Genomic DNA, 25,194 nt, shown 5'->3' with positions numbered 1-25,194 from the left:
ATTTTTTAAAAATCAAAATATGATAACGCAAAAAAACATCAAACATCTATTGATGGTTGCTATTGTGGCTTCTTCAGTCATGTTTATGATTAATTTTGATGCTGCATATGCTCATATGAGCTTCGACATTGTTCCAGGAAGCGGAGTTTTCAAGGGTTCTGGCGGATCCATTAGTTCAGGCACCGGTACTGCCCCAACCAATGGCAACCACACAGTCAGAATTGGGATAGGCGAAACTGACGAGCCTGCTTACACAGGCGGAATTCATGATTTAGAAATCAGAATGACCCACATGCAAACATCATTTGGAGTAAATAATGCACATAAGGACCAGACAAAGACGGCTTATCAACAGAGTGATTTTTCACCAACCGGTAAAATTCTCAAAGTTGACGCATATTTTTACCCAGCATCAACACTTTACAGCTACACATCTGGTGGCAAAGCACTCTATGGTGGAGTAAAGTATGACAATTCCGGTACAAATCCAGGTGCGAACACGGCGGGATTTTGGTGTAACAGTTCAGGCACGGTAAGCAGCAATGTGTTGATTGGAAATGCAAATAATTGTGTGCCAAATGCTGGAGGATCTTTTGGATATACAGATAGTAGAACAGATATGTTTGGAAGACCATTGGCTGCACATGAAGTCCCAATTGGATTTAACCTCGATGGTACGTATAGACAAAGCACTAGACAACATTACACCCAACAAGGCCTAACTCTATACCACGTGTATGGCAGTATCAACTACTATAACGACACCAGCATTGGTTTAACAAACATCAACCTCTGGACTGATGGCAAGAACATCAAAACCTTGTCTTTATCTCAGGGAACAAACTACACAAACAACGTTAAACAGACTTACACAGGAAGTGTAGCAAACAGAACTGCCACAATTAGTGGAGGATTTGGATTAGGTAATTTTACATCTAGTCCAACTACAAACGGTTATTCGCAGGGAATAGCTTGGCCTGACAACAGTGCCGGAACAAACGAGCAGACATATCCAACAGACATCAGGACAGCAATCGGGCAGATCAGAGACAACACTTGGGATATTTGGAATATTCTAGAAGACATTGCAAATGCAATCAACACGCTAAACCCAGTCCCAGGAAACCCAATATCTGATCAGGCGCCAAGAAACTATACTAATCCAGGACCAACAAGTAATGGTCAATACACATTCCCATAGAGGGAAAGTTCACTCTTTTTCTTTATTTTTGATAGTTCTACCAGTCGCCTTAAATTTCAAAAATCATCATTAGGTATAGTTGTCACTTACCGCATTCATTGAGCAAAAAAGCAACATGTTCGTTGCCAGCATACTTGGGGTAATTGGAATACTGTTTTTGCCAATCATAATACCAAATCTTTTCCATGGATATCACATCGCCCACATCTTTTTGCATGTTGGTGGAATCGCACTTGCTACATTTCTTACCGTTTCTGCAGCATACGCATATGCCAAAATTAAAACCAAAAAGCTGGCAATCACATCAATTGCGTTTTCATTGTTTGTAGCATCAGAGATAATCAAAATAGTGGATGTGACTTGGCCTTACACATTTTATTTAGGAAGTATTACCTTGGAGCAAATTAGTCATATGCTTATTATAGGAATGTTGGGCATATTCTCAATAGGCGTATTCAGGAGAGACTAATGGAAACTAGAGCAGACCAAATACTAGAAATCGTAAACAGAAATCCCGGAATCAGTTACTCTGAGATAATGCGAGAGACTGGATTCAAAAACGGAGTTCTCAGTCACCACTTGTCAAAAATCGAGGAATCTGGTAAAATACAAATCCAGAGAACTCCTCGAGTTGCCAGAATATATCCATGTGGGATAGAGCAACAAGAAGCAGACCTCATCAAGAGTCTCAGAAACCCAACAATGAAAAAAATCATCACATCATTGCTTGATCATAGTCTTTCATTTAGAGAAATAACACACAAATCAGGCAAGTCACAGGGAACCGTATCAGTATATCTCAAGGAGTTAACAGAACAAAACATCATTAATAGAAAACTCCAAGAAAGCGAGCTTGTCTTTGAGATAACAGATTCTAACTACGTCAGAGAAATCATTGCAAGACACAAGACATCACTATTTGAGAGAACTGCAGACAACATCTCAGACATATTCAGCTCCATCTGATTACATAATAGAATATTTTTCTCTTTGATAATTCTACCAACATCATTATCTATACAAAATGAGTAAATGAAATAATGAATACCAAAATTGCCGCAATGGTAGTCTTTTTTGTAGCTACTGGTCTTGTCGGCAATGCATTTGCCCACAAATCCCAAGTCATCGGAGACTATGATATTGAAGTAGGATGGGTAAAAGAGCCTCCAGTGGCAGGCAAGAAAAACGCAATAGAAATAGTCATTGCAAAAGCTGCACCTAGTGACAAAAAAGCCTCACAGGACTCGCACGATCATAAAGACTCCAAGAAAAAAACTGAGAAAAAGACCACGGAGAAGAAAAAGGCAACTCACTCTGATCACGAACACAAACCAGACAAAAAGACCACAACAAAAACAACTCATTCACACAAATCAGGTGTAAAGGGACTAGCCAAGGTCTTAGAAGTCGATGTCACACTAAATGACAAAAAGACGACCCTGACCATAAAGGAAGATCCCAAAAAGGCAGGAACATACACCGGAGAATACACCCCAGAAGGAGAAGGGCATCCAACGGTTCACATCTATGCAAAGATAAAGACCAAGGAAATCGAGGGAACATTCCATCCAGAAAAAGTCGAAGCCCAGTAATTTTTTTTATTTTTATTCACAATTAATTAAGAACTTGGTGTAAATCATATTCATGGATAAGATTGCCCTAGTCACTGGAAGCTCTAGTGGGATCGGCTTTGAGACATCTTTGGCATTAGCAAGAGAAGGCTATCACACCTATGCCTCAATGAGGGACACAAAAAAGGGCGCAAAGATCCAAGAGATTGCAAAAAAGGAAAACCTTCCAATTACAATAATACCGCTTGATGTCGATAAACCAGAATCCATCAAAGCTGCAATTAATCAAATCATGGCAGAAAGCAAGAGAATCGATGTTTTAGTGAATAATGCAGGCTATGGAGTCTTTGGATGTTTGGAGGATCTCACAGTGGATGAGCTAAAGGCACAGTTTGATACCAACTTTTTCTCCGTAGTAAGACTAATCCAGGAGATTGCCCCAATCATGAGAAACCAAAAGACCGGTGCCATAGTGAACATTAGTTCGGTAGCAGGCAAGATAGGGTTTCCAGGCTCTCCAGCATACATTAGCTCCAAATTCGCACTGGAAGGACTATCGGAATGCCTCAGGTATGAGTTATCGCCATTTGGCGTCAACACCATAATAATAGAGCCAGGTGTTATCAAGACCAATTTCTTTGATTCAATGAAGATGCCAAAGAATGCAAAGCCAGACTCGCCATACAAGGAAATTACCAACAAGGTAGTGGCAGGAGTCAAGATGATGGCAGAGATGGGTACTCCCCCAAAGGAAGTAGCAGATGTGATCATAAAGGCACTAAAGGAAAAAAATCCATTGCCAAGATATCCAGTTGGTAATGATGCGTCAATGTTTTTGGAGGCAAAGAAAATGAAGACAGATATCGAGTTTGAGAATTATCTGAAAAAGGAACTCTTTTGACTGGTTAGCTTGATATAGGCAAAAAAGTCAGTTTTTATCAAAGTCCGCAACCTAGGTACGAAAATCATGAAATGGAAAACACTACAACACAATGGAATCATCTTTCCGCCAGACTACGAGTCCAAGGGAATCAAGGTCAAAATAAAGGGCGAGTTGGTAAAGCTGGACGTACTCCAAGAAGAGATGATCTACCAGTGGGCAAAGAAAAAAGACACCCCGTATGTACAGGATAAGGTATTTCAAAAAAACTTTGTTGCAGACTTTGCTGCTACATTTAATGGTAAATACAAGAATTTGACAATTTCCGATATTGATTTTTCAGATGCATTCAAGCTAGTCGATAAGGAAAAAGATGCACGATTACTAGTCACAAAGGAAGAGAAAAAATCTATTGCCCAAAAGCGCAAAGAACTCCGAGAAAAAATGAAGGGAATTTATGGTAAGGCAATCATGGACGGTAAAGAAGTCGAAGTGGCCAACTACATGGCAGAGCCTCCAGGAATCTTCATTGGAAGAGGAGATCATCCAATGCGAGGAAAATGGAAGCCAAAGATCACTCACAAAGACGTTACACTAAATCTTGGCAAAGAGTCCAAGGCCCCGCCAGGAAACTGGGGTAAAATTGTTCATGAGAATGATTCTATGTGGCTTGCCTGCTGGACTGACATTCTATCTGAGAAGATAAAGTATGTCTGGTTAGCAGATACTGCCGGACTAAAACAAGAGCGAGACATGGCAAAATACGACAAGGCAGCCAAACTCGGCAAAGAGATCAAAAAGGTAGAAGAAAAAATTATTTCTGCAATGAAATCCAAGGACCCAAAGGAATCCAAGATTGCCACTGCTTGCTATCTCATATACAGAACATCGATGAGGGTCGGCGACGAAAAGGATCCAGATGAGGCAGACACAGTAGGTGCCACCACACTACGCAAAGAACATGTCAAGTTTGATAATAATGCAATTCACTTTGACTTTTTGGGCAAAGACAGTGTAAGATGGGAGGAAACCATACCATCACAAGGAAACGACACCATGCTATATGAGAATCTCAAAAAGCTCACATCCTCAAAATCACCAAAAGATGAGATCTTTGATGGTGTAACATCTAGACACGTAAACGAGTTTCTAAGTGGAGTGGTAAAGGGACTTACTGCCAAGGTCTTTAGAACATACTTGGCAACAACTGAGGTCAAGCGATACCTATCTGACAAGCTTGATGTGAAAGGAAAAACAGAAAACGAAAAACTCTACATCGCAAAGATGGCAAACCTGCAAGCAGCAGTAATGTGCAACCACAAACGAACCATTCCAAAGAGCTTCGAAGCAGGCCTTGAGAAAAAGCGAGAACAGCTAAAGAAGCTAAAAGAATCAGTACCAAAGACACCAAAGCAAAAAGAGGCACTCAAGCTAAGACAGGAAAAGCTAAAACTCTCAATAGACTTGCAGGAAAAGACTCGCGATTACAATTTAGGTACATCACTGCGAAACTATATCGATCCCCGTGTGTTCAAGGCATGGACTGATGAAGTGAAAGCAGATTGGGAAAAACTATACACCACATCGCTTCAGCGAAAATTCCTTTGGGTCAAATCAGTCGATTCCAAATGGAAAGACGTTGCAGCTCAGTAAGTTACAATAAAAGCAGAATCATTTAATTGCGCCATAAAATTAGCCGATTTTGTGCCGGGGTAGCTCAGCCTGGTTAGAGTGCCAGTCTTCTATCCCTCCGATACAAGGGCATTACTCATAATCTGGAGGTCGTGGGTTCAAAACCCACCCCCGGCATTACACTCTATAATGTAGAGTGAAAAAACACTCACAATGGACCAGCCAATCACAGATGAGGAGAAAAAAGCACTCACTCCAGAATCAGGATTCAATCTGGTGGGAATCGACCCGTTTGGTACGATTGGCAACAGGCTATACCTGATTGAGCATTTTGATTTGTATCAAGATGCGCTAAAAGCAAAAAAAGCCCGTAAAAATGAAAATGAATATCTGATTTTGTATTATGAGGTCTAAAGCTGTTTGTTGGTTGTAAACATCCAAATCGCTTTATCATATTTTTGATGAATAAAACCATGAACAAAGAATTTTGTCATTTGTGCAAAGAAGGCGGAAAGCAATGTGTTAATGTCAATGAATCCCAAGAATATGCAATGCTTGCAACGCATCTAAAGTGTGCATCATGTGGAAAACCACTGGCGTAATTACGTAGCTAGTTTTTCTTCAATTACAGACTGGAAAACCGAATACGGCTGTGCGCCGCTTACCTGTGTGCCTTCGCCATCAGGCCCAATTATTATAAATGTCGGAGTTGATCTGGCACCGCTTTTTGTTGCCATGTTTTTATTTTCCTGAACCCGACTGTTATATTTTCCAGAATCTAGGCAGGCATTGAATTTTTCTGCATCCAGTCCTAGCAACATTGCTGCCAAGTCCTTGATTTTCTCGGATCTTGCCCATCCATTGTTTTCATGTCCTTGATTTTTGTACAAAAAGTCATGATATTGCCAGTACAAGCCTTGCTCGTCTGCGCAATAGCTGGAAGAATGTGCATCTAGTGAATCTGCACCAACTATAGGAAAGTCGATGTAGACTAGCTTTACTTTTCCGGTCTCAATGTATTCCTGCTCTAGGATTGGTTTTGTGTTTTGATTCCATTTTTGGCAGTATGGACACTGGTAATCGCCAAATTCTATTATGGTAATCGGTGCTGACTCTGAGCCCAAAATAGGTGAGCCTTTTGTGGTATCAACAGACGTCTTGGTTGGGCTAAAATCTACTGCACCTGTTCCTGCTGCAACTCCAATTACTGCAGCAATTGCTACTATGATTCCAATTCCGACAAACTTTGCCTTGCTGGATTTTGCCTTGTTTTGGTTTGGTTTGTTTGGCTTGTCCTTGTTGGATTCTTTGTTGTGCTTGCCCACGGGAATGGTTTTTTTCTTTGTTTAAAAAACATTAGCCAAATTTTGCAATCACCAGATCAACCAAGTATTGCAGCTTTGCTCTATCGTGTAGTTTGAGATCCCATATGATGTGGCTTGGCTTTTTTGTTTTGCGCGATATTGTATAGCCTAGCTTGATGAGCTCTTTTCGTAACGAGTCAGGATATAGTGGCTCCTTGATGGATTTTGCTCCGCGCTCATAATCATACGGATCAGATAGCACCAGTGTACTATTTTTTCTCATCTGTCCAGACAATAATTTTAAGAGTTTTTTTGGTTCGATTAGCTCAAAGAGATTCAGCCCTAGTATGAGATCAAACTTTGTCTTGTCAAATGGTGGCTCTAGTGAATCTGCTATGATATAGTCCAGGTTTTGGTGTGGCGTCTTTTTTGCTTGTACTATAGCATAGAATGATTTGTCAATCCCAAATGATGTTGTGCTGTGCTTTGCCAAATGTGCACTCATCACACCAATTGAGCAACCATATTCTACAGACAATTCACAGTCAAGATCAAATGATTTTTTTACAGTTTGATAAAATCTGGATTTTTGGTTTTTTTGGTATATTGCAGCCCATCTTTTTTCTATTATAGATAGATCGTTTGTGTCCTTGCTTGCCTTGCTCAATGAGGATTTTATGAGTGATTTTAGCTTGGGGAACTTGACAGACAGCAATAATTCACCGCCAAGCTTTTGCCTATTTGCAAGATAACTAGTAAAATCATTCCATAGAATCGGCACGCCTGAAACAATCGGATATACCAAGCCGCATCTCATACATGATAGAATCCCTTCAATTATTTCCGAGTCTTCTATGTATGATTCTAGTTTTAATCCTGAATGACACCTTACGCATTTTAGATATTTTATGGTGTGATGATACAAATCAGCTTTGAGAAATTTATTGCGAATTAATATCTTAGTGGTTGAACTGGTTCATCCAAAATGAGACTGCTCTGCCATATGCATCAATCCAGGAATGCAGAATGTCATTTCCAAGCTTCATGGTATTAACCATCATATCTGCCTGCATTTTTTTGTAGTTTGCATATGTATCCATTGCATTTAGTGTTTGATCAACCCAGCTGTCATAGAGTTGCCCATATACATTGAGCACTCCCTTGTCTATTCCAAGTCGATCAAAGTATTGTTTTTGCCAAAGATAGCACGTCCCAAACAGATTATCAACACAGTGCAGAAATTCCGTATGGACCTGTGTATAGGCCTGCAAGTAAATCGGAGTCTGGTATTCTGCCTTGGTTACTAGCTTGTGGACGCTATCCTTCCACACATCGCACACCGAAAGATACTGTGGTTCTTCTTTTCCAAGCTCTTCTCCAAGGCTTGCCCATTCCGATTTTTTCTGCGTAGTATCATTTACCTGCATTATTACACATAACACACCAAATCATATAGGAATGAGGTTGTGTCAATCAAACAAACCCAGTTAATGTTAAATTGACTGAGAAAAGCTCAAACTATCAATGACTGAAGTTGAGGAGTTTGCCGATGCTTTGTTGGACCAAATATCAGTGGAGATAAACGAAGAAAAAGATATTTCCACATTATCGACTAGAATTTCAGAGGACTCAGAATTCACCATAAAATTTGAGACACCAGCCCAAATAACAGACAGAATCATCAGCCCACTAAAGCAGAGATTGGCCGAGTTTACAGGCATTGCACCAAACCAGGACATTAGAGCAGAATTCCCAAACCTAGAAGAACTAAAAAAAATCAAGGGCAGAAAGGTCTTCACCACTCCAGATGTTCGTGACTATGTGGACAAGCTGTTTACAGCACTTGCAAAACAAGAGCGACAGTCCATTGCCAGCATAATAAAAGAAGACACTACGAAATTTTTGGTCTATTCCACATATGCCAAGGCCTACATTTCCAAAATATCCACAACATATGGCGACTATTTGGATGGTGTGATCTATGTGAATAATTTTGTCTTGTCCAGCTATCCGCAGATAATTCTCTACAAGCAGGGAAAGCCATACAATCTGAGATTTGAGATGGTAAACTCTGGCTATGTCGGTGCTCTAAAGATGACCATATTGGAGGAATTGGTTCACTCTATTCAGCACAATTTGTATGAGCAAAACAAATTAGCAGTAATTGAGGTAAACAAGATAAACGAAGAGCTTGCAAAAATCATTCTAGCCCTGGATGATAACACTGCAACCAAGCTATCAGAGTATTTGCAGCTTCCAGATGTACCATCAGAATTTCCAATTGCAAAGAGGGCAAACCTGTTCTTTACACTAAATCCGGACAATTTCATTGTAAATGTGCTTGGTCCTGATGTGATGACATTTACCAAGGTGGAAATAGACCCGACCATCTCCAGCATGGTTCCACAGTTATTGGACATTTACCAAAGGTGGCTTGGACCCATACAACGACACCACGCGGCATTCTCAACCATGGAGGGAATGGCCGAGTTTTGCGTTCAAAACATTCTATCAGAGGATGAGGATTTTGCGCAATACCTAAACCAGTTCATGGGAACTGATATCTCATCATACCAAGTTCGAAAGCACATGGGCAAAGACCTCACCAGGGCAGTATACAACAAGTATGGAAAGGAAACATTCCAGATTTTGATTCAAAATCCACCAAACACGCGCGAGCTCAAAGATCCTCAGTTATATCTGAAAAGAATCAGTAAGGAATAATGCCAGAATCATTTGATCCGTTTGTTGCCGAATGGGTTGCGTATTCGTCTGATCCAAAGTACAATCTGGTGGAAAAATGCCTCAAGCTGGCACAAATTCTGGAATATCCAGACTTGGACATTACACAAAATATTCAAAAAATCAATGATATGGCAAAGTCACTCAAGGTGTTATTATCGGATGTGAAAAATCCGACATATCTCATATCAATGCTAAATGAGCACCTCTTCACCACATTAGAGTTTCAAGGTGATACTGACGATTACTATGATCCAAAGAATAATTTTCTAAATGAGGTACTAGCAAAGAAAAGTGGCATTCCAATCACACTATCCATACTATATGTGGAAATAGCAAAGCGAATAGGACTGGACTTGAAGGTCTGTGGATTTCCAAGCCATGTTGTGGTAAAGCACGGAGAAGACATCATACTAGACCCGTTTGGCGGCGGGCGACTCTTATCTATGGAAGACTTGGAGGAGATCCTATATCGAAACTTTGGCGAAGAAATAGAATTCTCACCGGAGTTTTTAGATGAGCTGCCAGAGGACAAGATTCTAGTTAGAATAATTAGAAACTTGAAGAACTCGTACGCTCAATCATATGCGTATGATAAGGCCTTGCGATGCGCCGACATGATACTTGCAGTAGAGCCAGACTCGCCAGATGAAATTAGGGACAAGGGAATCGTTCTGGAAAGACTGCAAAAATACCAAAAGGCACTGGATCATCTCAACAAGTACTTGGAGATTGCACCCGAAGCCCAAGACGTTGATTTTATTTTGGAGCTAATCAGAAACACTAGAGATAAGCTTAATCGATAATTGATGTAACGTCGTGGCCCCTTTTGATTTGCGAGATTTCGTGTCGTGCCAGCTTGTTACGTAGTGCCTTTTTTAGAACATCTACCTCGTTTCGCAGAGACGCAATTTCGTCTTCTAGTTTGGCTACGCGCTCGTAAATGGTCTCGCCTTCAGTTGAACTCATTACACCGTACAATCAGAAAAAGAGCTTAAAAATTTATGGGTTGGTTTTTTTGCCAGCTTGCTCAATTACAAGTCAAACTCTTGGTTGCACGAGGCACATTTTGCATGCTCTGCACCAACTTGACCTATGATAAAAATACGACCCACGGTTTGACATTTTGGGCAATGTCCGGTTGTGACATTTTTTGGACCTGACTTTATTATCTTCTGAGTCTTTCGGCGTCCCATTATAGAGGCAATTTTGGAATCGTCTATTAAGTTTAAGGATTTGAAAAAACACGCGATAGAGCCGATTAGAGTTTTTATTAAAGCCGAAAACCGAATGACTGTTGGAAGCAAAGATCAGAGAAGGCATCCTGCACGACATTGTGCATTTTGGATTAAGAATTGTAATAGGCGTGGCATTTATCGTTCATGGATTTGAAAAATTCGATCCTGTCTTTGCAGGCTACATGCCTTCCTTTGGCATACCAACAGAAATGGCACCATTAATCGCACTAGCCGAGATCATTCCAGGCACGTTGATTATAGTGGGTGTTCTGAGCAGAATCGCCTCCTCATTGCTTGCCACAATCATGATGGGCGCAATTTTTGTGGTCCTAAAGGCATCTAGCTATACTGGGCAGATGGGTTACGAATATCCGCTGATATTGCTTGCGGCAAACCTCATGGTGATTGTGATTGGTCCTGGACGAATCTCATTGTCCCACATAATAAAAAAGATCCCCAGAGTATTGCAGTAAATCTATTGTTGCTGAATTATTTTTCTTCTGCTGACCATTATTGAAAGAATGACTGACGTCAATGAAATCAAAGCTGCCGCAATGAATATCAAAACATATGCCGTTTCTGTCGGAAATTCTCCTGCCACACCAGATACAGATCCTCGGTATGCATCTTGAAATATTCCAGCGAAAACAGGACCAACCGACATTCCAACCAGATCCAAGAGCATTGTCATTCCAAGAGCAATTCCAGTCACCTGCATTGGTACAGAAGTAAGTATGACATTGAATCCGCCCGCAATTGAAAGCGACAATCCAACTGCAAGTACCGTGAGGCCAATTGCAACCATAGTTTCAGTAGAGTGGAACATTACTAGCAAGAAAAATCCTATTGTGGATATTATAGTTCCAAGCAGAGTCAGCTTTGTATTTTTGACCTTGTTTAGGATAAAGCCAGAGATAACCGTAGTTACCAAAAATACAACCATAAATGGCAACTGTACGTTTGCCACTGCCAAAGCATCACCGCCAAATCCCAAAGGTACTGGGCTTCTCACCATCACGGGAACTGTAAGGTATACTGTAAAAATAGAAAGAAACACCAACATCAGAATCATAGTCGGGGGAAGAAAATTCCTGTTTTTCATCAGACTCAAATCCAAAAGCGGCTGAGATGCTCTCTTTTCTATTATGATAAATGCTGCAAGCGATATTGCAGATATGATAAACAATCCCGCAACATAGTAGCCAGTTTCTTTGCTTTCTAGAAAGGTAATGCCGCTTAGAAATGACACTATTGTGATTGTCAAAAGTATCGTGCCCTTGATGTCAATTGACTTGTCCATTGGTGTGTGATCATTTTCAGGTAAGGTCGGGCTCGGGATATGCATGAACTTCAATATTACAATCCAAAGCGCTATTGCAATTGGTAAAATTACCAAGAATGTAGCCTGCCAGCCAAAGTTTTGTATTATTACTGCCCCACCAACGAGGCCGATAATTGCCCCCGCTGGGAATGTAGAGCTGAATATGGTCTGAGCAGTTGCAAATTTTTTCTCAGGTAGCGACTCGCGTATGATTCCAAAGGAAATTGGGAACATTGCCATTCCGACACCCTGCAATGCTCTTGCAAACAGCATGAATTCTATGTTGGTGGCAAATCGCCCCGCAACAACACCCACAGTATAGATTGCCATTACTATGAGCAGCATTTTCTTTTTGCCATAGATATCAGATAGTCTGCCTGCAATCGGTGTCATGACAGCTGCCGCAATGATATAGGCTGAGAGCAACCAAGACGAAGTACTGTAAGAAATATCAAAGTCACGAACAAAATCAGGAATCGCAGGCAAAATCATAGTTTCATCAAACATTACTATCAAGCCAAGACAGCTCAGAATGGCAAGAATCTTCCAGCCGGATTTGTTTTGGTTTTGGTTGTCTGACATGAGTTACACTTTTTCTATTAGAGAATCTATCGATTCGCCTAGTCATACCCTTAAAACCCTATGTCGTCAGGCATTGGAACGTCAGCTGGTTTAATTATGAAAAGCGCGGGGGATGGGATTTGAACCCACGGGTCCTTGCGGACATGGGATTAGCAATCCCACGCCCTACCAGGCTAGGCGACCCCCGCTCAAAGGTTGGAAAGCCCAGTCTGTAAATAAATTCACTCTTCGCCGGATCTTGAATAGTTCTCGACGATGCTTTCTAGTGGAATTTTCTTGCCGCCTACAATTTTCAGATCAACGTGGATTTTCTTGTTTTTTATTGTGATGATATTGTATGTGTTCTCAAATAATCCTCTGACTCGCTCTGATGATGCAGTTCCTGCATTTACTATTGACAAGCCCTTGAAATTCCAAATCCACGGCCTGTGCTTGTGTCCACACAATACCAAATTAACCTTGGTTGCAAGTATTGTTCTTAGAACATCGCCTGCATCAATTACCTCCACTCTGGCAGAGCCAGTATCTGGAATTCCTATCAAATGGTGGTGCATTGCTAGAATCTTGACCTTGTTTTCATATTTTTTCATGGTTCTCTCTAGCCACAGGTTTTGTCTATATCCGACCTCACCTTCATCTCGGTCCGGTCGTGCAGTTCCAATCGTAACTATGACCACATCACCTCCAAGATCATTTACAGTTTCAAATGGAAAGTGCTTTTTGAACAACAAATATCCAGTATTTCTATAATCATGGTTACCAGGAAGTGAGATTATTTTTTTAGTGTCCAGCCTTGCCAAAAGCGCTCGACATCGCTCATATTCTTTTGATAGGCCCTCATTGGTTAGATCACCAGTCACTATTACTGCGTCCGGTCTGAGCTCATTTACTTCTTCAACTACCTGCTCAAACGTCTCTTCTTTGAACTGTGAGCCGACATGAATGTCAGACAGCTGGACAATTATCATTATGAGTTGATCTTATCAAATATGGTAATTTAGTTTTCTTTTAGTATGCCTTAGAGTTAAATATTGAATTTTGTCTTCCAAGATCTGAATTTGGGCAAAAAAGCAACCGTGATCAAAGGAGACGGAATAGGACCTGAAGTAGTAGATTCAATGATCAAGGTCTTACAAGAATGCAATACGCAAACCGAAATCATACTAACCGATGCAGGCTCTGAGCAGTGGCAAAAAAATGGCGAAAAAGATCCAACCTACATTCCAGAGCAAACCATGAAACTGTTGGAAAGCACAAATGCGTGCTTCAAGGGTCCAACCACCACAATACCAAAGCCTGGCGCTCCACGAAGCGTTGCAGTTACATTAAGGCAGAAATTTGAGCTATACTCCAACATACGACCAATCAAGACATACAAGCGAGTAACCCCAAACCATGATCTGGATTTTGTGTGCTTTAGGGAGGCAACCGAAGGACTCTACACGGGAATCGAGGTACAGCTAACAGATGATGCCGCAATTGCAATCAGAAAAATTACACGACCAGGATGCAGACGATTTATCAATTCTGCAATGAGCTGGGCAAAAAATTACGATATGAAAAAATTTGTAGCCATAACAAAGCGCAACATTCTCAAAGTTACAGATGGGATATTTTGGGATGAAGTATGTTCTGCTGGCAGCAAGATTCCAGGCCTTGACGTTCAGGAGATCTATATTGATAATATGATGCAGCAACTGGTGGTAAACCCATCCCAGTTCAACGGAGCAGTTCTGGCAAGTACCAATCTGTTCATGGATATTGTATCGGAATTGGCATCTGGTATAATCGGCTCAATAGGATTGGTGTATTCATCAAACATGGGTGACAATTACGCAATGTTTGAGGCAGCTCATGGTAGTGCACCATCATTCAAGGGCTTGAACAAGGTAAATCCAACTGCAGCAGTTTTGTCTGGTGCTTGGATGGCAGAATATCTTGGCGAGCGACACATCAAAGACGCAGTCTTTGCGGCAACGGACCAGGTAATCAATGAGGGAAAATATGTCACATTTGATATCGGCGGAACTGCAACCACTCAGCAAATGACTGATGAGATCTGCAAAATAGCAAAGACCAAGCTAAGAAAGTAATTTTGTTGCTTGCACAATAATCAGTTCCTCAAAAAATAATTTCTTTTTTGCCAAAACTTTTGCTGCAGATCCCATTGATGTTGTACTTTGGATTAATTTCTCATAGTTTGCCAGAGAGGATGTCAGGTACAGCATCTTTCCACCCGGCTTTAGGCATGAATTTGCAGATTTTATTATATCTAGTGGAATCGCCAGTCCTTCTGGACCACCATCTACTGTTCTGTCAATGATTTTCTCAGATGGCAGATATGGCAGATTACAGACTATTAGATCAAATTTTGCGCCCAATGCATCTGCCCCAGTACAACAGATTCCATTTTGTGTTTTTTGTGATTGTGTAACTAGTGATTTAAAATCAATGTCAGTAGATATTACCAGCTCAAAGTTTTTCTCTAGAATCTTGCTCAGATAACCAGAGCCGGTTCCAATTTCAAGTGCGGACACACCTTTTTCATTTTTGATGTGATCTGCCAGAAAAAAAGTATCTTCTGCCGGTGCGTATGAATCAGCTGATCTGCTTTGCAATTTTTATGATCTCATCTGGGCTTAGCTGCTCTGGTCTTTTATCTGATTGTATGGTATGACCAAATGATTTTGCAATGTTTGTGATGGTCTTTCTTCTCTGGGAGAATAATTTCTCTATACCATCAATCAATTCTTTGGTGATCTGTTTTTTTGGAGTCAATCTCAATACAACAGAATCGACCTTTGGTGGAGGTGAGAAATTGCCTTTTCCGACCTTGAGGATTTTCTCTATATCAAAGGAGTGATTTGCAACCACAGAGATTGCGCGCATTTCTTTGCCTTTGGTGAGCAGCTTGTCTGCAAACTCTTTTTGGACCATTATTACTGCCAGACGGAACTTTTTTTGTGCAAGCCACTCTATTGCCCGCTTGCTCTCAGAATATGGCAGATTTGAGACAAATATGGTAAAATCAACATCCACTTCAAATCCATCTCCATACATCAGCTCCAGATTGGGAATCTTTGAGAATTTCAAAATTGCATCAGAGTACAATGATTCGTCTGCCTCTACAGAAATGACGGATTTTGCTTTATCACACAGCAAAGGCGTCAAAATGCCAGGACCCGTGCCTATTTCCAGTATGACATCCTTTGGTGTAATCTGGGCTGATTGTATTATTTTTTCAGCAATGTTTTGTGATTTTAGAAAGTGTTGCCCTAGTCTTTGGCGCCTTTTCATCTTTTGACAAACAGGGTCACTTTGACTTCACCCGTTATCTCATCCATTATTCTATCTACTATGTGCTTCATTGGCTCTTTTAGGCCTACTCGTTCCTGCAGATCAGCAAAGCTTGCAAATTTTGTTTTCTCTCGCTCTTCCAGTATAGTCTTCATGTAGGTCTTTCCAATTCCTGGAATCAATTCCAATGCATGAATCCTTGGAGTGAGTGGTTGCGCATTATTGATGTAATCTACAAATCTTTTCTCATTTGTTGTGACTATGGTGGTCACGACATTTTTTAGCTCACTTTGTGCAGCTGCCGAAATGTTTGCAAACTCTAGTTTTCCCAATACAGACATTATTTTTGTGCGGCCTTCCTTTCCGATGTAGATACGCTCACCAATCTCAAATGAAGTGTTTGCCATTCCTAATACTTCTAATAATGTTAGTCGGTCCTCTCCAATTGCTGTTATGATGATGCCCTCGCGGCCCCGCACAGTTGTTGCCCTGCCACGCGTAACATAGTCTAGGACATATGCATATTCTTCATACTTGCGTGGTGCGCTATAGCTCCTTTCCAAGAAAAATCACTTGCTTCTACGAGTTCCCCTTGATGATGTTTAGAATTTTTTCTAGTGTTTCTGCGAGGATGAGTTTTTTCCATCCAAATGTGAATGCACGAAGTTCTGCTAGCGTTGTTGGCATGATATTGACAATCTCTACTGCTTCTTCTTCAGTCAGTCCGCATTCCTTTTTGAGTTCTGTTTTTACTTTTTTTGCTGCCTTTGCATCAAGCTTGGCAAATTTGGTAACATAATCATGAGTCCATCGCTGGATTTGATCCATCTTCTCAGCGTCTTCTTTTTCCAAAATCTCTTTTACTTCGGCCAATGATATTGGCTGGCTTTTCTTTACTTGTTCCATTATTTCACACCGAACGGTTTGATATGGTCCAATCTAGTGATTAAGGTTTTCGTCTTGTTACCTAGCTTGACATCCATTGTTACTGCACGTCTGCCCACTGCTGTGATGGTACCCACCTTTCCGTGATATCGTCTGTGTGGCAACGACTTGTGCTGTCTTGGATCGATGATTACCAGAGCCTGCTCACCTGTTTTGTATTCTCTCATCAAAAACGCCACTCCCCGTGGTTTTTCCTTGGTTAGTGACGATCTGGACTTGTGTCTAAAACCATGAGAGTGTCCAGATGGCTTCTTTGTAGTCATAAAGAAAAGGGTTTTTTGCCCTTATTTTAAACTTAGACCTTATTCCTCTTCTGCTTTTTTCTTCTTTTTGGTCTCATCCTCAGGATCGGCGACTCCGCCTTCAGTAACCGTAAAGATTACCTCTTCCTCTGGATGATGAGGACTGTCTACCATTCGGGCTATTCTCTTTTTGCCAGATTTTTTAAAGTAGATTCGGTATGTGCTGGTGTGAGCAACTACGTTTCCGCCAATTGGTTTTGTCGGATCACCAAAGAAGACATCAGGTGATGCCATGACTTGGTTTGTAGCAATTGCTGCACAGTTGTATGTTTCCGCTGTTCTAACCAAAAGATGCATGAATCGGTTTAATCTTTGCTGTCGCTCAGATAGTGTACCTCTTCCCAGATATTCGGATCTAAACAATCCGACTGCAGAGTCTGCAATCAATAGTTTGATTCCGTGCTTCTCTATGATAGAGCCTGCCTCTTCTAGGATGAGTGTTTGGTGTGCTGAATTGTATGCGCGGGCTACGATGATGTTGTCCAGTACTTTTTCTGGATCCAATCCCTTTGCCTTTGCAATAGATACGATTCTTTCTGGTCTGAAGGTATTTTCAGAGTCAACGTATAGTACGCCGCCTCCAAGGCCTCCTTCTTCCTTTGGCTTTTGTACTGTGACACATAGTGTGTGACAGAACTGGGTCTTGCCAGAGCCAAACTCACCATAAACCTCGGTTAGTGCTTGTGTTTCAACTCCGCCATCTAGTAATTGGTCTAGGCATTGGGTTGCAGTTGTAATTTTGCCAATATCCTGTCTTCTTTTGTAGATTTCAGTTGCAGTGACAAAATCCTTGCCTATCAAGCCCTGTTCCATTAGGGTATGACGTGCTTTGGTTACGATTTTTTCTGCTGTCTCCTTGTCCATGCCAGTTACTTCAGCGATATCTACTGGACCTCTGACAACTAGGTCCATAATGTTGTGTACGCCTGCGTCAGTTAGCTTTTTTGTAGTAACTGGGCCTACGCCATCAAGACTGTCAAGTCTTAATTCATCTACCATACCGTACTTTACGGTATAATACCTTATTATAGTTGTCGGTTTATGGAATTATCAAATTGATGGCTCAGATCTCAAATTTTTATTCTGTAAAAATCGGCTCATTTTTCTTTGTGAGATTATTTACGACGGACTTCCAATCCTAGCCTACGCCTTATTTTTTGAAGTCTATTTCTGCACTGCTTACAGTTTGACTGAACGTACGTACGACCTTGATACAATCTATATCCAAATAGCTTCTCTACGTCTTTGGCATTGCGTGCTACATTGGGGCATCTTGGACACTTAGCATGATCAAGACTGTTCATGAATTGTGAATGTTATCTCAAAGGTAAAAACATTTTTGCGAAACATTTAGATCGTAGGATTGATCCTTGCAAAGGATCTTGCCAGCCAAGATCGATGAACATATGGAGTTTTTTACAGGATTTGAAGAAAACATACCACTTTGCTGTGTTTTATTTTATGAATGTGCGTGGTTGCCAGCAATACGAATCAAAATTCCCGAATATCTGGAAAAAATGTGGGAGTTAACCACTCAAACTGGTGTTTTACTATGTCCAGAATGTCTAGTTAAAACGATTAGTAAGAACCTAAGAGAATCGGACAAAAAGACAATATCAGCTATACCAAACTAACCTAATCACATTTGGCAGACGGGTTTTAAATAATACATTAGGATCCTAAAATTATTGGTCAAGTCCATTCAGATTTACAAATACAAACTATGTCCAACCATGGCAGAATTACGTACAAAGGTAGGCACTGGCAAGACCATTACTAGACAGATTAAAGATAAATCTGATATCGGTGTGATGTTATCCGTTACCACAAAAATATCAAAAATCTATGAAAGAGATGGAATTATTGGTGGTGAAATTAAACATGAGGTTCAGGTTAAACAACCACTAGGTGATGAGAGTTACATCATGTTAAACCCAGTATATCATTTTATGATAAATCCCCACAATCAAATACTCGTTTTATGTGGCTCCAAAGATTTCAGAATCAGTGTTGAAAATACCCTAGAAGATTTCCTAATTGATGATGAGGATAGTAAATTCGAAAGTATTTTCATTTCAACAGCAAAAATGGACAAATTATTTGAAAAAATTCAAAGAGAAAATGTGCGGAATTATATTAAAAAACCTCGTCTTGATTTTGATAGGTTAAGTGATTTTGGTAAAATGGAAAGAGATGTAATGAAAATGCATGAGGGAAACTGTGCATCTAAGAATCCTCATTTTACACGAGCAAAAAAACATGTAACCTCTTGGGATTTTGTAGCTGGAATATTCAAGCTGAATGGTATTGTAGATGAAGAGATTAGTGAACCAATTACTTTTGACATAACAAAACATGCAACATTTACTGCGTCAATAGACATAGAGATTGCACAATGGAAACGTTTTGTGTTAGAAACCTGTAAGGGTGTAGTATACTAATTATTTAATTAACACATCTAGCTCAGTATCAATTTCATATCTTTTTTTAGTTACATCTTTTCTTTGAGTATCCCACATACGGGTTTGAATTTCTAATGGTTTGTATATTGAGAAATATTCTTTAGTTAACCATTCAAAATCAGTTATTATTTTATTATATTTTGTACGATCGTTTGAATTAAGAGCACCCCATCTAGCCAAAGATGTTTTTGTATTCTCCAGCAACATCTCCATTTTTCTATTATTTCTCTTATAGTATTGATTTAAGCCTGTTAAAACTTCTGCCGGATCTATATCAACCGATACATCTTCTTCTTCGTCAGATAGATCATTTTTGGATATTCTATCAATTTCGACAAAATGTTTTAGAATTTCATGTGTGTTGGATTTTGTCTGCATCTCATAGTATTCTTCTTCACGTTTTCGTCTTTGTCTGTCAGATTTTACGAACCAATATGCAATGAAAGCACCTATTGCAACACCTGCAATATCAAAGATACCATAACTCGCTAAAGTCTGTAAATATGGAAATTGTTTAAGAAATTCTTCTAGCATGTATGATTCACTCTAATTGTCAGTGCAATACCAACTAAAAATGTCCTTCCTTGATCGAAGTATTAACCTAAACTTGAATTTTGAATCATTGTGATCCATTTGCTCTTTCTTCTATTTGATTCCCGTTTTTCTGTTAGGGTATGCCTTTTAACTACACTCAAATTCCCATCAATTTCTTACGATATTGCACCAAAAGACAACTCTTGCAGACACAATCTGAATATTCTGGGCTAATTCTCTCTTCCTTAAAGCACCAACAAGACTCGTTTTCCTGGCACTCAAAATTCTGTTCGCATTTAATGCACTTTTTGTTCAACATTATCAGTACTGAGTTTGATCATAAATAATTTTGAGCTAGTTAGCTGCTAGACTCATCAGCGATTTTCCTGCAAATATTGCACCTATTGATAGTCCGACATTTGCTAAAACATTCAATGCCATTAGCCCAAACTGCTTGTTCTCAAGTAGTGTGGATGATTCCATGGCAAATGCAGACATTGTAGTCAGAGAACCACAAAAACCAACTGCCACAAACAAGACATATTTCGTATCAAGACTCCATTGTGTGGATAGAACAAAAAACAAGCCCAAGATAAAGCTGCCAATCACATTTACGATCAAGACATTTACTTGTAGTGCTCCAAACAGCAATGGCGATTCAGTTATTTTGTATCGAAGAAATGTACCCAGCATTCCGCCTACTGCAAGCAGTCCAAGCTCAAGTCCTTTCATAGTATGAGTCTAAAGCAGCACAATATCTCAATACAGGTCTGATTATGCCGACTGAATTAGAAAATTATTTTTAGAATTCCAGACTTTTGCTGGATTTAATTGACATTTTGGAGCTCTTGTTATATGATGAGCCCTTCATTGTTTTGTCTTTTTTTGAGCAGGATTTTTCCCCCTTGTCGGCATCGGCATCTTGCACACTGGTAACTGCTATTGTCAGTAAAGGTAGGATCAAAAGCAGCGCCACAAGTTTGAGCTTGCCATTCATGGCATAACTTGCCAAAATTCAGATAAAAAGTCTTCTACTCTCTGCTGAGCTTTTGCGTGTGGCCTTTGTCGTGCTTTATTGCATCATTCATTTTCTTTTTTAGCGAATGCAGGTGGTTTTCCTCGCACTGCCATGAGCAGTACTCGCGTGCACTGCCCTCAAAGTCCTTTCCACAGGTCTTGCAGGATTTCATGTATACATTATGAACTTCATATAATTAATTAAAAACATGTTGTGCATTTGCGCAACGGATTTGGTAAAATCATACAATATAATTTCCCATAATGGAAATGAGCAGACTCGGGGATTTGCACGTCCCAAGTCATGCCCACATTAACCGCCAAAACGGTCTGCTTGCCAATTCTGTCTGGATATGATTACATCCCCAGAGTAATTTAGGATTGCGCACAAATCAGATTAGTAAAAAGAGAGTTTTCCTAGCGTTTTCGTTTTCTTTGGCCAGGTTTGTTTTGACCAGGAGTGCGGTGTAAAGCGAATCGCTTCCTAAAGTTGCTCTTGTTTCGCAAAATAGAGATAGTTCCTATTCTTTTTCGTCCCTCAACTTTGGGTGTTTGGCCTTTGACCTTTCCTGCCTTTGTAATGGAGCCGTGAGTTGCCATTGTGTATTGTGTCTAAGGGAGCGGCTTTATAATTTTACCAGTATTTTGCCTTGATGGTTTCGATGACCTTTTCGTGCTCTTTGCCCTTTCTTCGAGCGTATTTTTCCATTGCGGATAACGGAACGCCTCCAAGTGAGCGTGCTAGCAGATTAAAGAACTGTTTTTGCATAGAGGTCTGCCTTGTGCCGGTTTTGGTCATGAATTTCTGGATTCCGTACTTGAAGTTGTGCTGCCATGTCTTGTACATGACACCAAGTTGTGCAGGACTCATCTCGTTGCCAATGTTAAAGAATTCGGATTTCTCCAGCAACCCAATTGGCACAAATGTCAATGGTGTTGCAGTAAACATGGAATCTGGCTGCTCTCGCTCTAGCTCACTGATTAGCGAGATGGTCTCCCAAGAGTCTTCTGGGGTTTCGTCATTGTCCAATCCCATGATTAATGTAAATGCTGGAACCCAATGGTGCTCATTTAGTGTCTTTACTCCTTCCTTTACTACCCAGTGCCATTCCTCTGGCATAAATGGCGCTAGTTTTCTATCTGCATATTTTCCAATTAATCGCAAGCTGCCGGTCTCAAATCCACATTGAATACCAATTAGGTTTTGTGCGCTGGACTTGATTATTTTTGAAATGTTTGGAATTAGTTTTTCGTCTGCAATTGCGCCAGCAAGTGTTCCGTGTGTTGGGTTGGTGTGAACTACGCCTGCATCCATTACTGCAGTGAACAATTCTTCCAGTGCTTCTCGGTTTGGCTCCATCTGCTTGTTGGTTCGAGGATCCATTCCATACACGAAAATATCATCGCTGTGAATCCATGCGTTTCGCAGGCCGCCCTTTTTGATGTTGACCTCGATTTCGCGCTTTACTTTTTCTGGCGGATAGTATCGCAGTGATCTTAGTGTGACATCGCAAAACTTGCAGCCACGTCCACATCCTCGCATTACCTCAATCATGCCGTGCATTGATGGCTCGACTATCTCTGGAATTTCATCTATCTCTGGTCGGTCCCAGAAATTCACAAATCTTCCATGAATCTTTCTGCCGCTTCTCTCATATTCTTTAATGTCAACTTTGAAATCACTTCTTTTCCTAAACGGATTCATGTTATCAAATTCGCCATCAATTAGATAATTGAAAAATCTGCCAGCGTGTCCGTCTATTTCTGGTGCAATTCCTCCAAGCTCGCCTTCCAGTATAGCATAGATTCCCAGCTCCTCGATTTTCTCTGGGTCATAGTTATACTGCCATGTTCCAGAAGCCCCAGAAATTACCTTGGCATTGCTGCCATTCTTTTTCTTTGCCTCGATGATTTTTTTGTGTAGGTAAATATTGTAATATTCGTCGTACGACATTTGCTTTCTTCCATAGGTAAATGTCATGGTGACAGGGCCCATTCCAAGTGGGTCCATTTCGTAGGTTCCAACAACTTGGGTTTCAGGTCCAATGAATTTCTCTACATGGTCTGGGTGTGCAACTACGACGTCTTCTCGCTTAAAGCCATCACGCAAGAGGCCTGCCTCTACCTTTCGAAGACCATATGGAGCGTATGATGCAATGCCATTGTTGTGCGGAATTGGATTACAAATAAAATCAAAGAGAACCTTTGGGGTAACTTGGTTTTTTAGAATTTTGTACCAAAATGAGTTGTGATCACGGTGTGGGTCTAGTGCTGGTGCGCATCCAAAGAATGTGGCAAGCGATATTCCTCGATAATTGGACATTAAAGTACGATCTGCGGTCAGTACAATCTTTGGTTTGGGCATTGTCTCTTAGGCGTCTCTTTTTTTATTTATTTTAAACCTTTAGGTATTTTTACGCCTATGTTTTGAGTTAATAGTTTTCCAAAACACCGGACTTGGCTCTGTGGGTGTGGCCAAACTCGACAGAGTTTGCCAAAAACTTGCCATCAAAGATCGTACCATCATGGCACACCAAGACATCATCCATGCAACAACTACCACATATTCCAATTCCGCACTTCATCATTCGCTCAAGTGATGCCTGCACAAAGATTCCTCTAGAGTTTGCAAGCTGGACTATTTTGTGCATCATTATCTCAGGCCCACATGTATAGATGGCATCAAATTTTGCAGTCTGGACCAGTTTTTCCAAGACGTCTGTGACAAATCCTTTTTCTCCGTACGAGCCGTCTTCTGTGCATGCAATGACTTGATGCTTTTTGTCGGATAGGATTTGGTTTGCCATGTTTTCAAAAAAGACCTCGTCCTTTGATTTGGAACCCATCAATATGGTAACATCGTTTGTGGGCTTGGCAAATTTTGCCAATCTCATTAATGGTACTAGGCCTGTTCCACCACCAACTAGAATGATTTTACCATTTTTGATATCAAATGTGTTCCCGTATGGTCCGCGCACGCCAATTTGGTTGCCAACCTTTAGGTCATAGAGTGCAGTCGATGATGCACCTCTTTTTCGTACTGTAAATGCGGCTTTGCCTTTTTCCTGAGTTACCATTACACTCATTGGTAGCTCATTAACGCCTGGAATCCACACCATTGCAAACTGTCCCGGCAATACATCGGACAGATTGGGATCGGCAATCACAAGTGTGCGAACGGTAGGGGTCTCATCGATTACTTTTTCGATTACTCTAATTGATGGGGTCTTAGAAACGCTTTGCAAGTCCTACCATCTCCGATATGTTGGAAAATCCTTTTTTCTTCATGTAATTTGCAATGCCATCATTAATTTCAGAAAACACATCAATCCATCCATCACCTATTGCACTGCCCACTTGGATGGCAGATGCCCCCGCAAAGATAAACTCTAGTGCGTCTTCCCAGGTTGACACACCACCACAGCCAATCACTGGAATCTTGTATTTTGATGCAATCTCATAGACACATCTCACCGCGACGGGCTTTATTGCAGGACCCGATAGTCCGCCTATTTTGTGGCTAAGTAGGGGTCGCTGGGTCTCCACATCAATTCCCATTGCACGAATTGTATTGATTGCCGTGATTGCGTCTGCTCCTCCATCGATTGCAGCCTTGACAGTATCAAGATAGTTTGTGGTGCCAAGTCCTACCTTTGCTATTACTGGAGCCTTTGTTGTGGACTTTACTCGAGAAACAATCTTTGTTACCAGTCTTGGGTCATCGCCAACTTCAAGCCCTACCTTTTCCACATGAGGGCATGAAAGGTTTAGCTCATACGCCGTTACATTAGAATTTTCAAATTGTTTTACCATGAATTCAAACTCGTCCTCAATTGAGCCAACCAGACTAACAATGATTGGTACATCCTTGTTTTGCGAGATCATTTTTGCAAAGTATGGAGCGCCTGGATTTGAGAGGCCAACCGCATTTAGATATCCGCCCTTGATTCCAACTATGGTGGGATTTGGATAGCCATCCCATGGTTCTTTGCTCAGTGATTTTGATACTACGGCGCCTGCACCGCTTCGATAAATTCTGCCAAAAACTTCAAGTGAGATTCCCAAAATTCCTGATGCAAGCATCGCAGGCCTGCCAAGTGAGATTGGTCCAATCGATACGGAAAGGTCAGGCGTCACTTGATTGAGTTGGTTTTGTTGTCTTATAA

Annotated in this window: 34 protein-coding genes and 2 tRNA genes; 14 read left to right on the top strand and 22 right to left on the bottom strand. The window is 40.7% G+C overall.

The annotated features are described in order from the left end of the window. Positions 1-19: 19 nt before the first annotated feature. The 9 genes from SU86_RS02675 (at position 20) to SU86_RS10080 (ending at position 5,886) form a co-directional block, all read left to right on the top strand. Entirely contained in the window at positions 20-1,201 is a 1,182-nt protein-coding gene (locus tag SU86_RS02675; RefSeq protein WP_048187224.1) for a hypothetical protein, read from the top strand. 79 nt (positions 1,202-1,280) lie between these two features. After that, positions 1,281-1,670, top strand: coding sequence for a hypothetical protein (locus SU86_RS02670; RefSeq protein WP_052755431.1), 390 nt, complete (start codon positions 1,281-1,283; stop codon positions 1,668-1,670). After that, positions 1,670-2,167: a winged helix-turn-helix transcriptional regulator gene (locus SU86_RS02665; protein ID WP_048187222.1), complete on the top strand. Its 498-nt coding sequence runs from the start codon at positions 1,670-1,672 to the stop codon at positions 2,165-2,167. The genes SU86_RS02670 and SU86_RS02665 overlap by 1 nt, the downstream gene beginning before the upstream one ends. Positions 2,168-2,241: 74 nt before the next feature. Beyond that, a complete protein-coding gene (locus SU86_RS02660; protein WP_048187220.1) occupies positions 2,242-2,793 on the top strand; it encodes a hypothetical protein in 552 nt (183 codons plus the stop codon). A gap of 52 nt (positions 2,794-2,845) precedes the next feature. Then, on the top strand, positions 2,846-3,673 hold the full coding sequence (locus SU86_RS02655; RefSeq protein ID WP_048187219.1) for an SDR family oxidoreductase: 828 nt from the start codon (positions 2,846-2,848) through the stop codon (positions 3,671-3,673). A 66-nt stretch (positions 3,674-3,739) separates the two neighbouring features. Continuing rightward, positions 3,740-5,305, top strand: a complete 1,566-nt coding sequence (locus tag SU86_RS02650; protein ID WP_048187218.1) for a DNA topoisomerase I — start codon at positions 3,740-3,742, stop codon at positions 5,303-5,305. Between the two features lie 53 nt (positions 5,306-5,358). After that, a tRNA-Met gene (locus SU86_RS02645) sits at positions 5,359-5,461 on the top strand. A 36-nt stretch (positions 5,462-5,497) separates the two neighbouring features. Next, positions 5,498-5,698 carry a hypothetical protein gene (locus SU86_RS02640; RefSeq protein WP_048187217.1) on the top strand — a complete coding sequence of 67 codons (201 nt, stop codon included), beginning with the start codon at positions 5,498-5,500 and terminating at the stop codon, positions 5,696-5,698. A gap of 59 nt (positions 5,699-5,757) precedes the next feature. Then, positions 5,758-5,886 (top strand): hypothetical protein, encoded by a 129-nt coding sequence (locus SU86_RS10080; protein ID WP_256363751.1) that lies wholly within the window; start codon positions 5,758-5,760, stop codon positions 5,884-5,886. Here the strand turns inward: SU86_RS10080 and SU86_RS02635 are convergent, their stop codons facing one another. Genes SU86_RS02635 through SU86_RS02625 form a run of 3 tightly spaced genes read right to left on the bottom strand, consistent with a single transcriptional unit; the run spans position 5,887 to position 8,015 of the window. Beyond that, positions 5,887-6,609 carry a DsbA family protein gene (locus tag SU86_RS02635; RefSeq protein ID WP_082096085.1) on the bottom strand — a complete coding sequence of 241 codons (723 nt, stop codon included), beginning with the start codon at positions 6,607-6,609 and terminating at the stop codon, positions 5,887-5,889. Positions 6,610-6,640: 31 nt separating this feature from the next. Beyond that, complete coding sequence (locus tag SU86_RS02630; protein WP_048187216.1) at positions 6,641-7,513, bottom strand: methyltransferase domain-containing protein; 873 nt, start codon at positions 7,511-7,513, stop codon at positions 6,641-6,643. 34 nt (positions 7,514-7,547) lie between these two features. Continuing rightward, positions 7,548-8,015: a hypothetical protein gene (locus SU86_RS02625; RefSeq protein ID WP_048187215.1), complete on the bottom strand. Its 468-nt coding sequence runs from the start codon at positions 8,013-8,015 to the stop codon at positions 7,548-7,550. A gap of 97 nt (positions 8,016-8,112) precedes the next feature. Here SU86_RS02625 and SU86_RS02620 point away from each other — a divergent pair, with 97 nt between their 5' ends. Together SU86_RS02620 and SU86_RS02615 are read left to right on the top strand one after the other, a co-directional pair. Then, on the top strand, positions 8,113-9,312 hold the full coding sequence (locus tag SU86_RS02620) for a hypothetical protein (protein ID WP_048187213.1): 1,200 nt from the start codon (positions 8,113-8,115) through the stop codon (positions 9,310-9,312). Beyond that, positions 9,312-10,136: a SirB1 family protein gene (locus tag SU86_RS02615; RefSeq protein WP_048187211.1), complete on the top strand. Its 825-nt coding sequence runs from the start codon at positions 9,312-9,314 to the stop codon at positions 10,134-10,136. The genes SU86_RS02620 and SU86_RS02615 overlap by 1 nt, the downstream gene beginning before the upstream one ends. On the opposite strand, the gene SU86_RS09865 is transcribed toward SU86_RS02615, so the two are convergent. Together SU86_RS09865 and SU86_RS09860 are read right to left on the bottom strand one after the other, a co-directional pair. Next, entirely contained in the window at positions 10,126-10,299 is a 174-nt protein-coding gene (locus SU86_RS09865; RefSeq protein WP_177318911.1) for a hypothetical protein, read from the bottom strand. The genes SU86_RS02615 and SU86_RS09865 overlap by 11 nt on opposite strands. 65 nt (positions 10,300-10,364) lie before the next feature. After that, positions 10,365-10,526, bottom strand: a complete 162-nt coding sequence (locus SU86_RS09860) for a hypothetical protein (RefSeq protein WP_177318910.1) — start codon at positions 10,524-10,526, stop codon at positions 10,365-10,367. Between the two features lie 101 nt (positions 10,527-10,627). On the opposite strand from SU86_RS09860, the gene SU86_RS02610 reads away from it, so the two are divergent. Next, the gene (locus tag SU86_RS02610; RefSeq protein WP_320408994.1) at positions 10,628-11,041 is read left to right on the top strand and encodes a DoxX family protein; all 414 of its coding nucleotides are present in this window, start codon (positions 10,628-10,630) and stop codon (positions 11,039-11,041) included. Positions 11,042-11,043: 2 nt separating this feature from the next. Here the strand turns inward: SU86_RS02610 and SU86_RS02605 are convergent, their stop codons facing one another. The 3 genes from SU86_RS02605 to SU86_RS02595 all read right to left on the bottom strand — a co-directional run bounded on the left by SU86_RS02605 (position 11,044) and on the right by SU86_RS02595 (position 13,439). Continuing rightward, positions 11,044-12,471 carry an MFS transporter gene (locus SU86_RS02605; protein ID WP_082096083.1) on the bottom strand — a complete coding sequence of 476 codons (1,428 nt, stop codon included), beginning with the start codon at positions 12,469-12,471 and terminating at the stop codon, positions 11,044-11,046. 104 nt (positions 12,472-12,575) lie between these two features. Continuing rightward, positions 12,576-12,659 (bottom strand) — tRNA-Ser (locus tag SU86_RS02600). A 33-nt stretch (positions 12,660-12,692) separates the two neighbouring features. Beyond that, a complete protein-coding gene (locus SU86_RS02595) occupies positions 12,693-13,439 on the bottom strand; it encodes a metallophosphoesterase family protein (protein WP_048187209.1) in 747 nt (248 codons plus the stop codon). 90 nt (positions 13,440-13,529) lie between these two features. On the opposite strand from SU86_RS02595, the gene SU86_RS02590 reads away from it, so the two are divergent. Continuing rightward, positions 13,530-14,564, top strand: a complete 1,035-nt coding sequence (locus tag SU86_RS02590; RefSeq protein ID WP_048189086.1) for an isocitrate/isopropylmalate dehydrogenase family protein — start codon at positions 13,530-13,532, stop codon at positions 14,562-14,564. Here the strand turns inward: SU86_RS02590 and SU86_RS02585 are convergent. Genes SU86_RS02585 through radA form a run of 6 tightly spaced genes read right to left on the bottom strand, consistent with a single transcriptional unit; the run spans position 14,553 to position 18,014 of the window. Beyond that, a complete protein-coding gene (locus SU86_RS02585; RefSeq protein WP_048187207.1) occupies positions 14,553-15,089 on the bottom strand; it encodes a HemK2/MTQ2 family protein methyltransferase in 537 nt (178 codons plus the stop codon). The genes SU86_RS02590 and SU86_RS02585 overlap by 12 nt on opposite strands. Beyond that, positions 15,070-15,768 carry a 16S rRNA (adenine(1518)-N(6)/adenine(1519)-N(6))-dimethyltransferase RsmA gene (gene rsmA / locus SU86_RS02580; protein WP_048187206.1) on the bottom strand — a complete coding sequence of 233 codons (699 nt, stop codon included), beginning with the start codon at positions 15,766-15,768 and terminating at the stop codon, positions 15,070-15,072. Before rsmA ends, SU86_RS02585 begins: the two co-directional genes overlap by 20 nt. Continuing rightward, positions 15,765-16,331 (bottom strand): DUF655 domain-containing protein, encoded by a 567-nt coding sequence (locus SU86_RS02575; protein WP_048187205.1) that lies wholly within the window; start codon positions 16,329-16,331, stop codon positions 15,765-15,767. Before SU86_RS02575 ends, rsmA begins: the two co-directional genes overlap by 4 nt. A gap of 16 nt (positions 16,332-16,347) precedes the next feature. Further along, positions 16,348-16,674, bottom strand: coding sequence for an RNA polymerase Rpb4 (locus SU86_RS02570; RefSeq protein WP_048187204.1), 327 nt, complete (start codon positions 16,672-16,674; stop codon positions 16,348-16,350). After that, entirely contained in the window at positions 16,674-16,976 is a 303-nt protein-coding gene (locus SU86_RS02565) for a 50S ribosomal protein L21 (RefSeq protein ID WP_048187202.1), read from the bottom strand. The genes SU86_RS02570 and SU86_RS02565 overlap by 1 nt, the downstream gene beginning before the upstream one ends. Positions 16,977-17,015: 39 nt before the next feature. Further along, the gene (radA, locus tag SU86_RS02560; RefSeq protein WP_048187200.1) at positions 17,016-18,014 is read right to left on the bottom strand and encodes a DNA repair and recombination protein RadA; all 999 of its coding nucleotides are present in this window, start codon (positions 18,012-18,014) and stop codon (positions 17,016-17,018) included. 689 nt (positions 18,015-18,703) lie between these two features. Between radA and SU86_RS02550 the strand changes: the two genes are divergently transcribed. After that, positions 18,704-19,456, top strand: a complete 753-nt coding sequence (locus tag SU86_RS02550; protein WP_048187197.1) for a hypothetical protein — start codon at positions 18,704-18,706, stop codon at positions 19,454-19,456. Here the strand turns inward: SU86_RS02550 and SU86_RS02545 are convergent, their stop codons facing one another. From SU86_RS02545 to SU86_RS02515, 8 genes are all read right to left on the bottom strand, one after another. Next, the gene (locus SU86_RS02545; protein WP_048187194.1) at positions 19,457-20,011 is read right to left on the bottom strand and encodes a hypothetical protein; all 555 of its coding nucleotides are present in this window, start codon (positions 20,009-20,011) and stop codon (positions 19,457-19,459) included. A gap of 354 nt (positions 20,012-20,365) precedes the next feature. Continuing rightward, positions 20,366-20,743, bottom strand: coding sequence for a fluoride efflux transporter FluC (locus tag SU86_RS02540; RefSeq protein ID WP_048187192.1), 378 nt, complete (start codon positions 20,741-20,743; stop codon positions 20,366-20,368). A gap of 70 nt (positions 20,744-20,813) precedes the next feature. Then, positions 20,814-21,008, bottom strand: a complete 195-nt coding sequence (locus tag SU86_RS02535) for a hypothetical protein (RefSeq protein WP_048187190.1) — start codon at positions 21,006-21,008, stop codon at positions 20,814-20,816. Between the two features lie 34 nt (positions 21,009-21,042). Next, positions 21,043-21,201: a hypothetical protein gene (locus tag SU86_RS09715; protein WP_158507461.1), complete on the bottom strand. Its 159-nt coding sequence runs from the start codon at positions 21,199-21,201 to the stop codon at positions 21,043-21,045. 244 nt (positions 21,202-21,445) lie between these two features. Continuing rightward, positions 21,446-21,628: a 30S ribosomal protein S30e gene (locus tag SU86_RS02530; RefSeq protein WP_048187187.1), complete on the bottom strand. Its 183-nt coding sequence runs from the start codon at positions 21,626-21,628 to the stop codon at positions 21,446-21,448. Between the two features lie 34 nt (positions 21,629-21,662). Beyond that, complete coding sequence (locus tag SU86_RS02525) at positions 21,663-23,393, bottom strand: B12-binding domain-containing radical SAM protein (RefSeq protein WP_048187185.1); 1,731 nt, start codon at positions 23,391-23,393, stop codon at positions 21,663-21,665. Between the two features lie 67 nt (positions 23,394-23,460). Further along, positions 23,461-24,273: a dihydroorotate dehydrogenase electron transfer subunit gene (locus tag SU86_RS02520; RefSeq protein WP_048187183.1), complete on the bottom strand. Its 813-nt coding sequence runs from the start codon at positions 24,271-24,273 to the stop codon at positions 23,461-23,463. Then, positions 24,257-25,165 (bottom strand): dihydroorotate dehydrogenase, encoded by a 909-nt coding sequence (locus SU86_RS02515; RefSeq protein ID WP_048187181.1) that lies wholly within the window; start codon positions 25,163-25,165, stop codon positions 24,257-24,259. Before SU86_RS02515 ends, SU86_RS02520 begins: the two co-directional genes overlap by 17 nt. Positions 25,166-25,194: the final 29 nt, after the last annotated feature.

The organism is Candidatus Nitrosotenuis cloacae (genome assembly GCF_000955905.1).
Lineage (GTDB): Archaea > Thermoproteota > Nitrososphaeria > Nitrososphaerales > Nitrosopumilaceae > Nitrosotenuis > Nitrosotenuis cloacae.
This window is presented reverse-complemented; position numbering and strand designations above follow the sequence as displayed.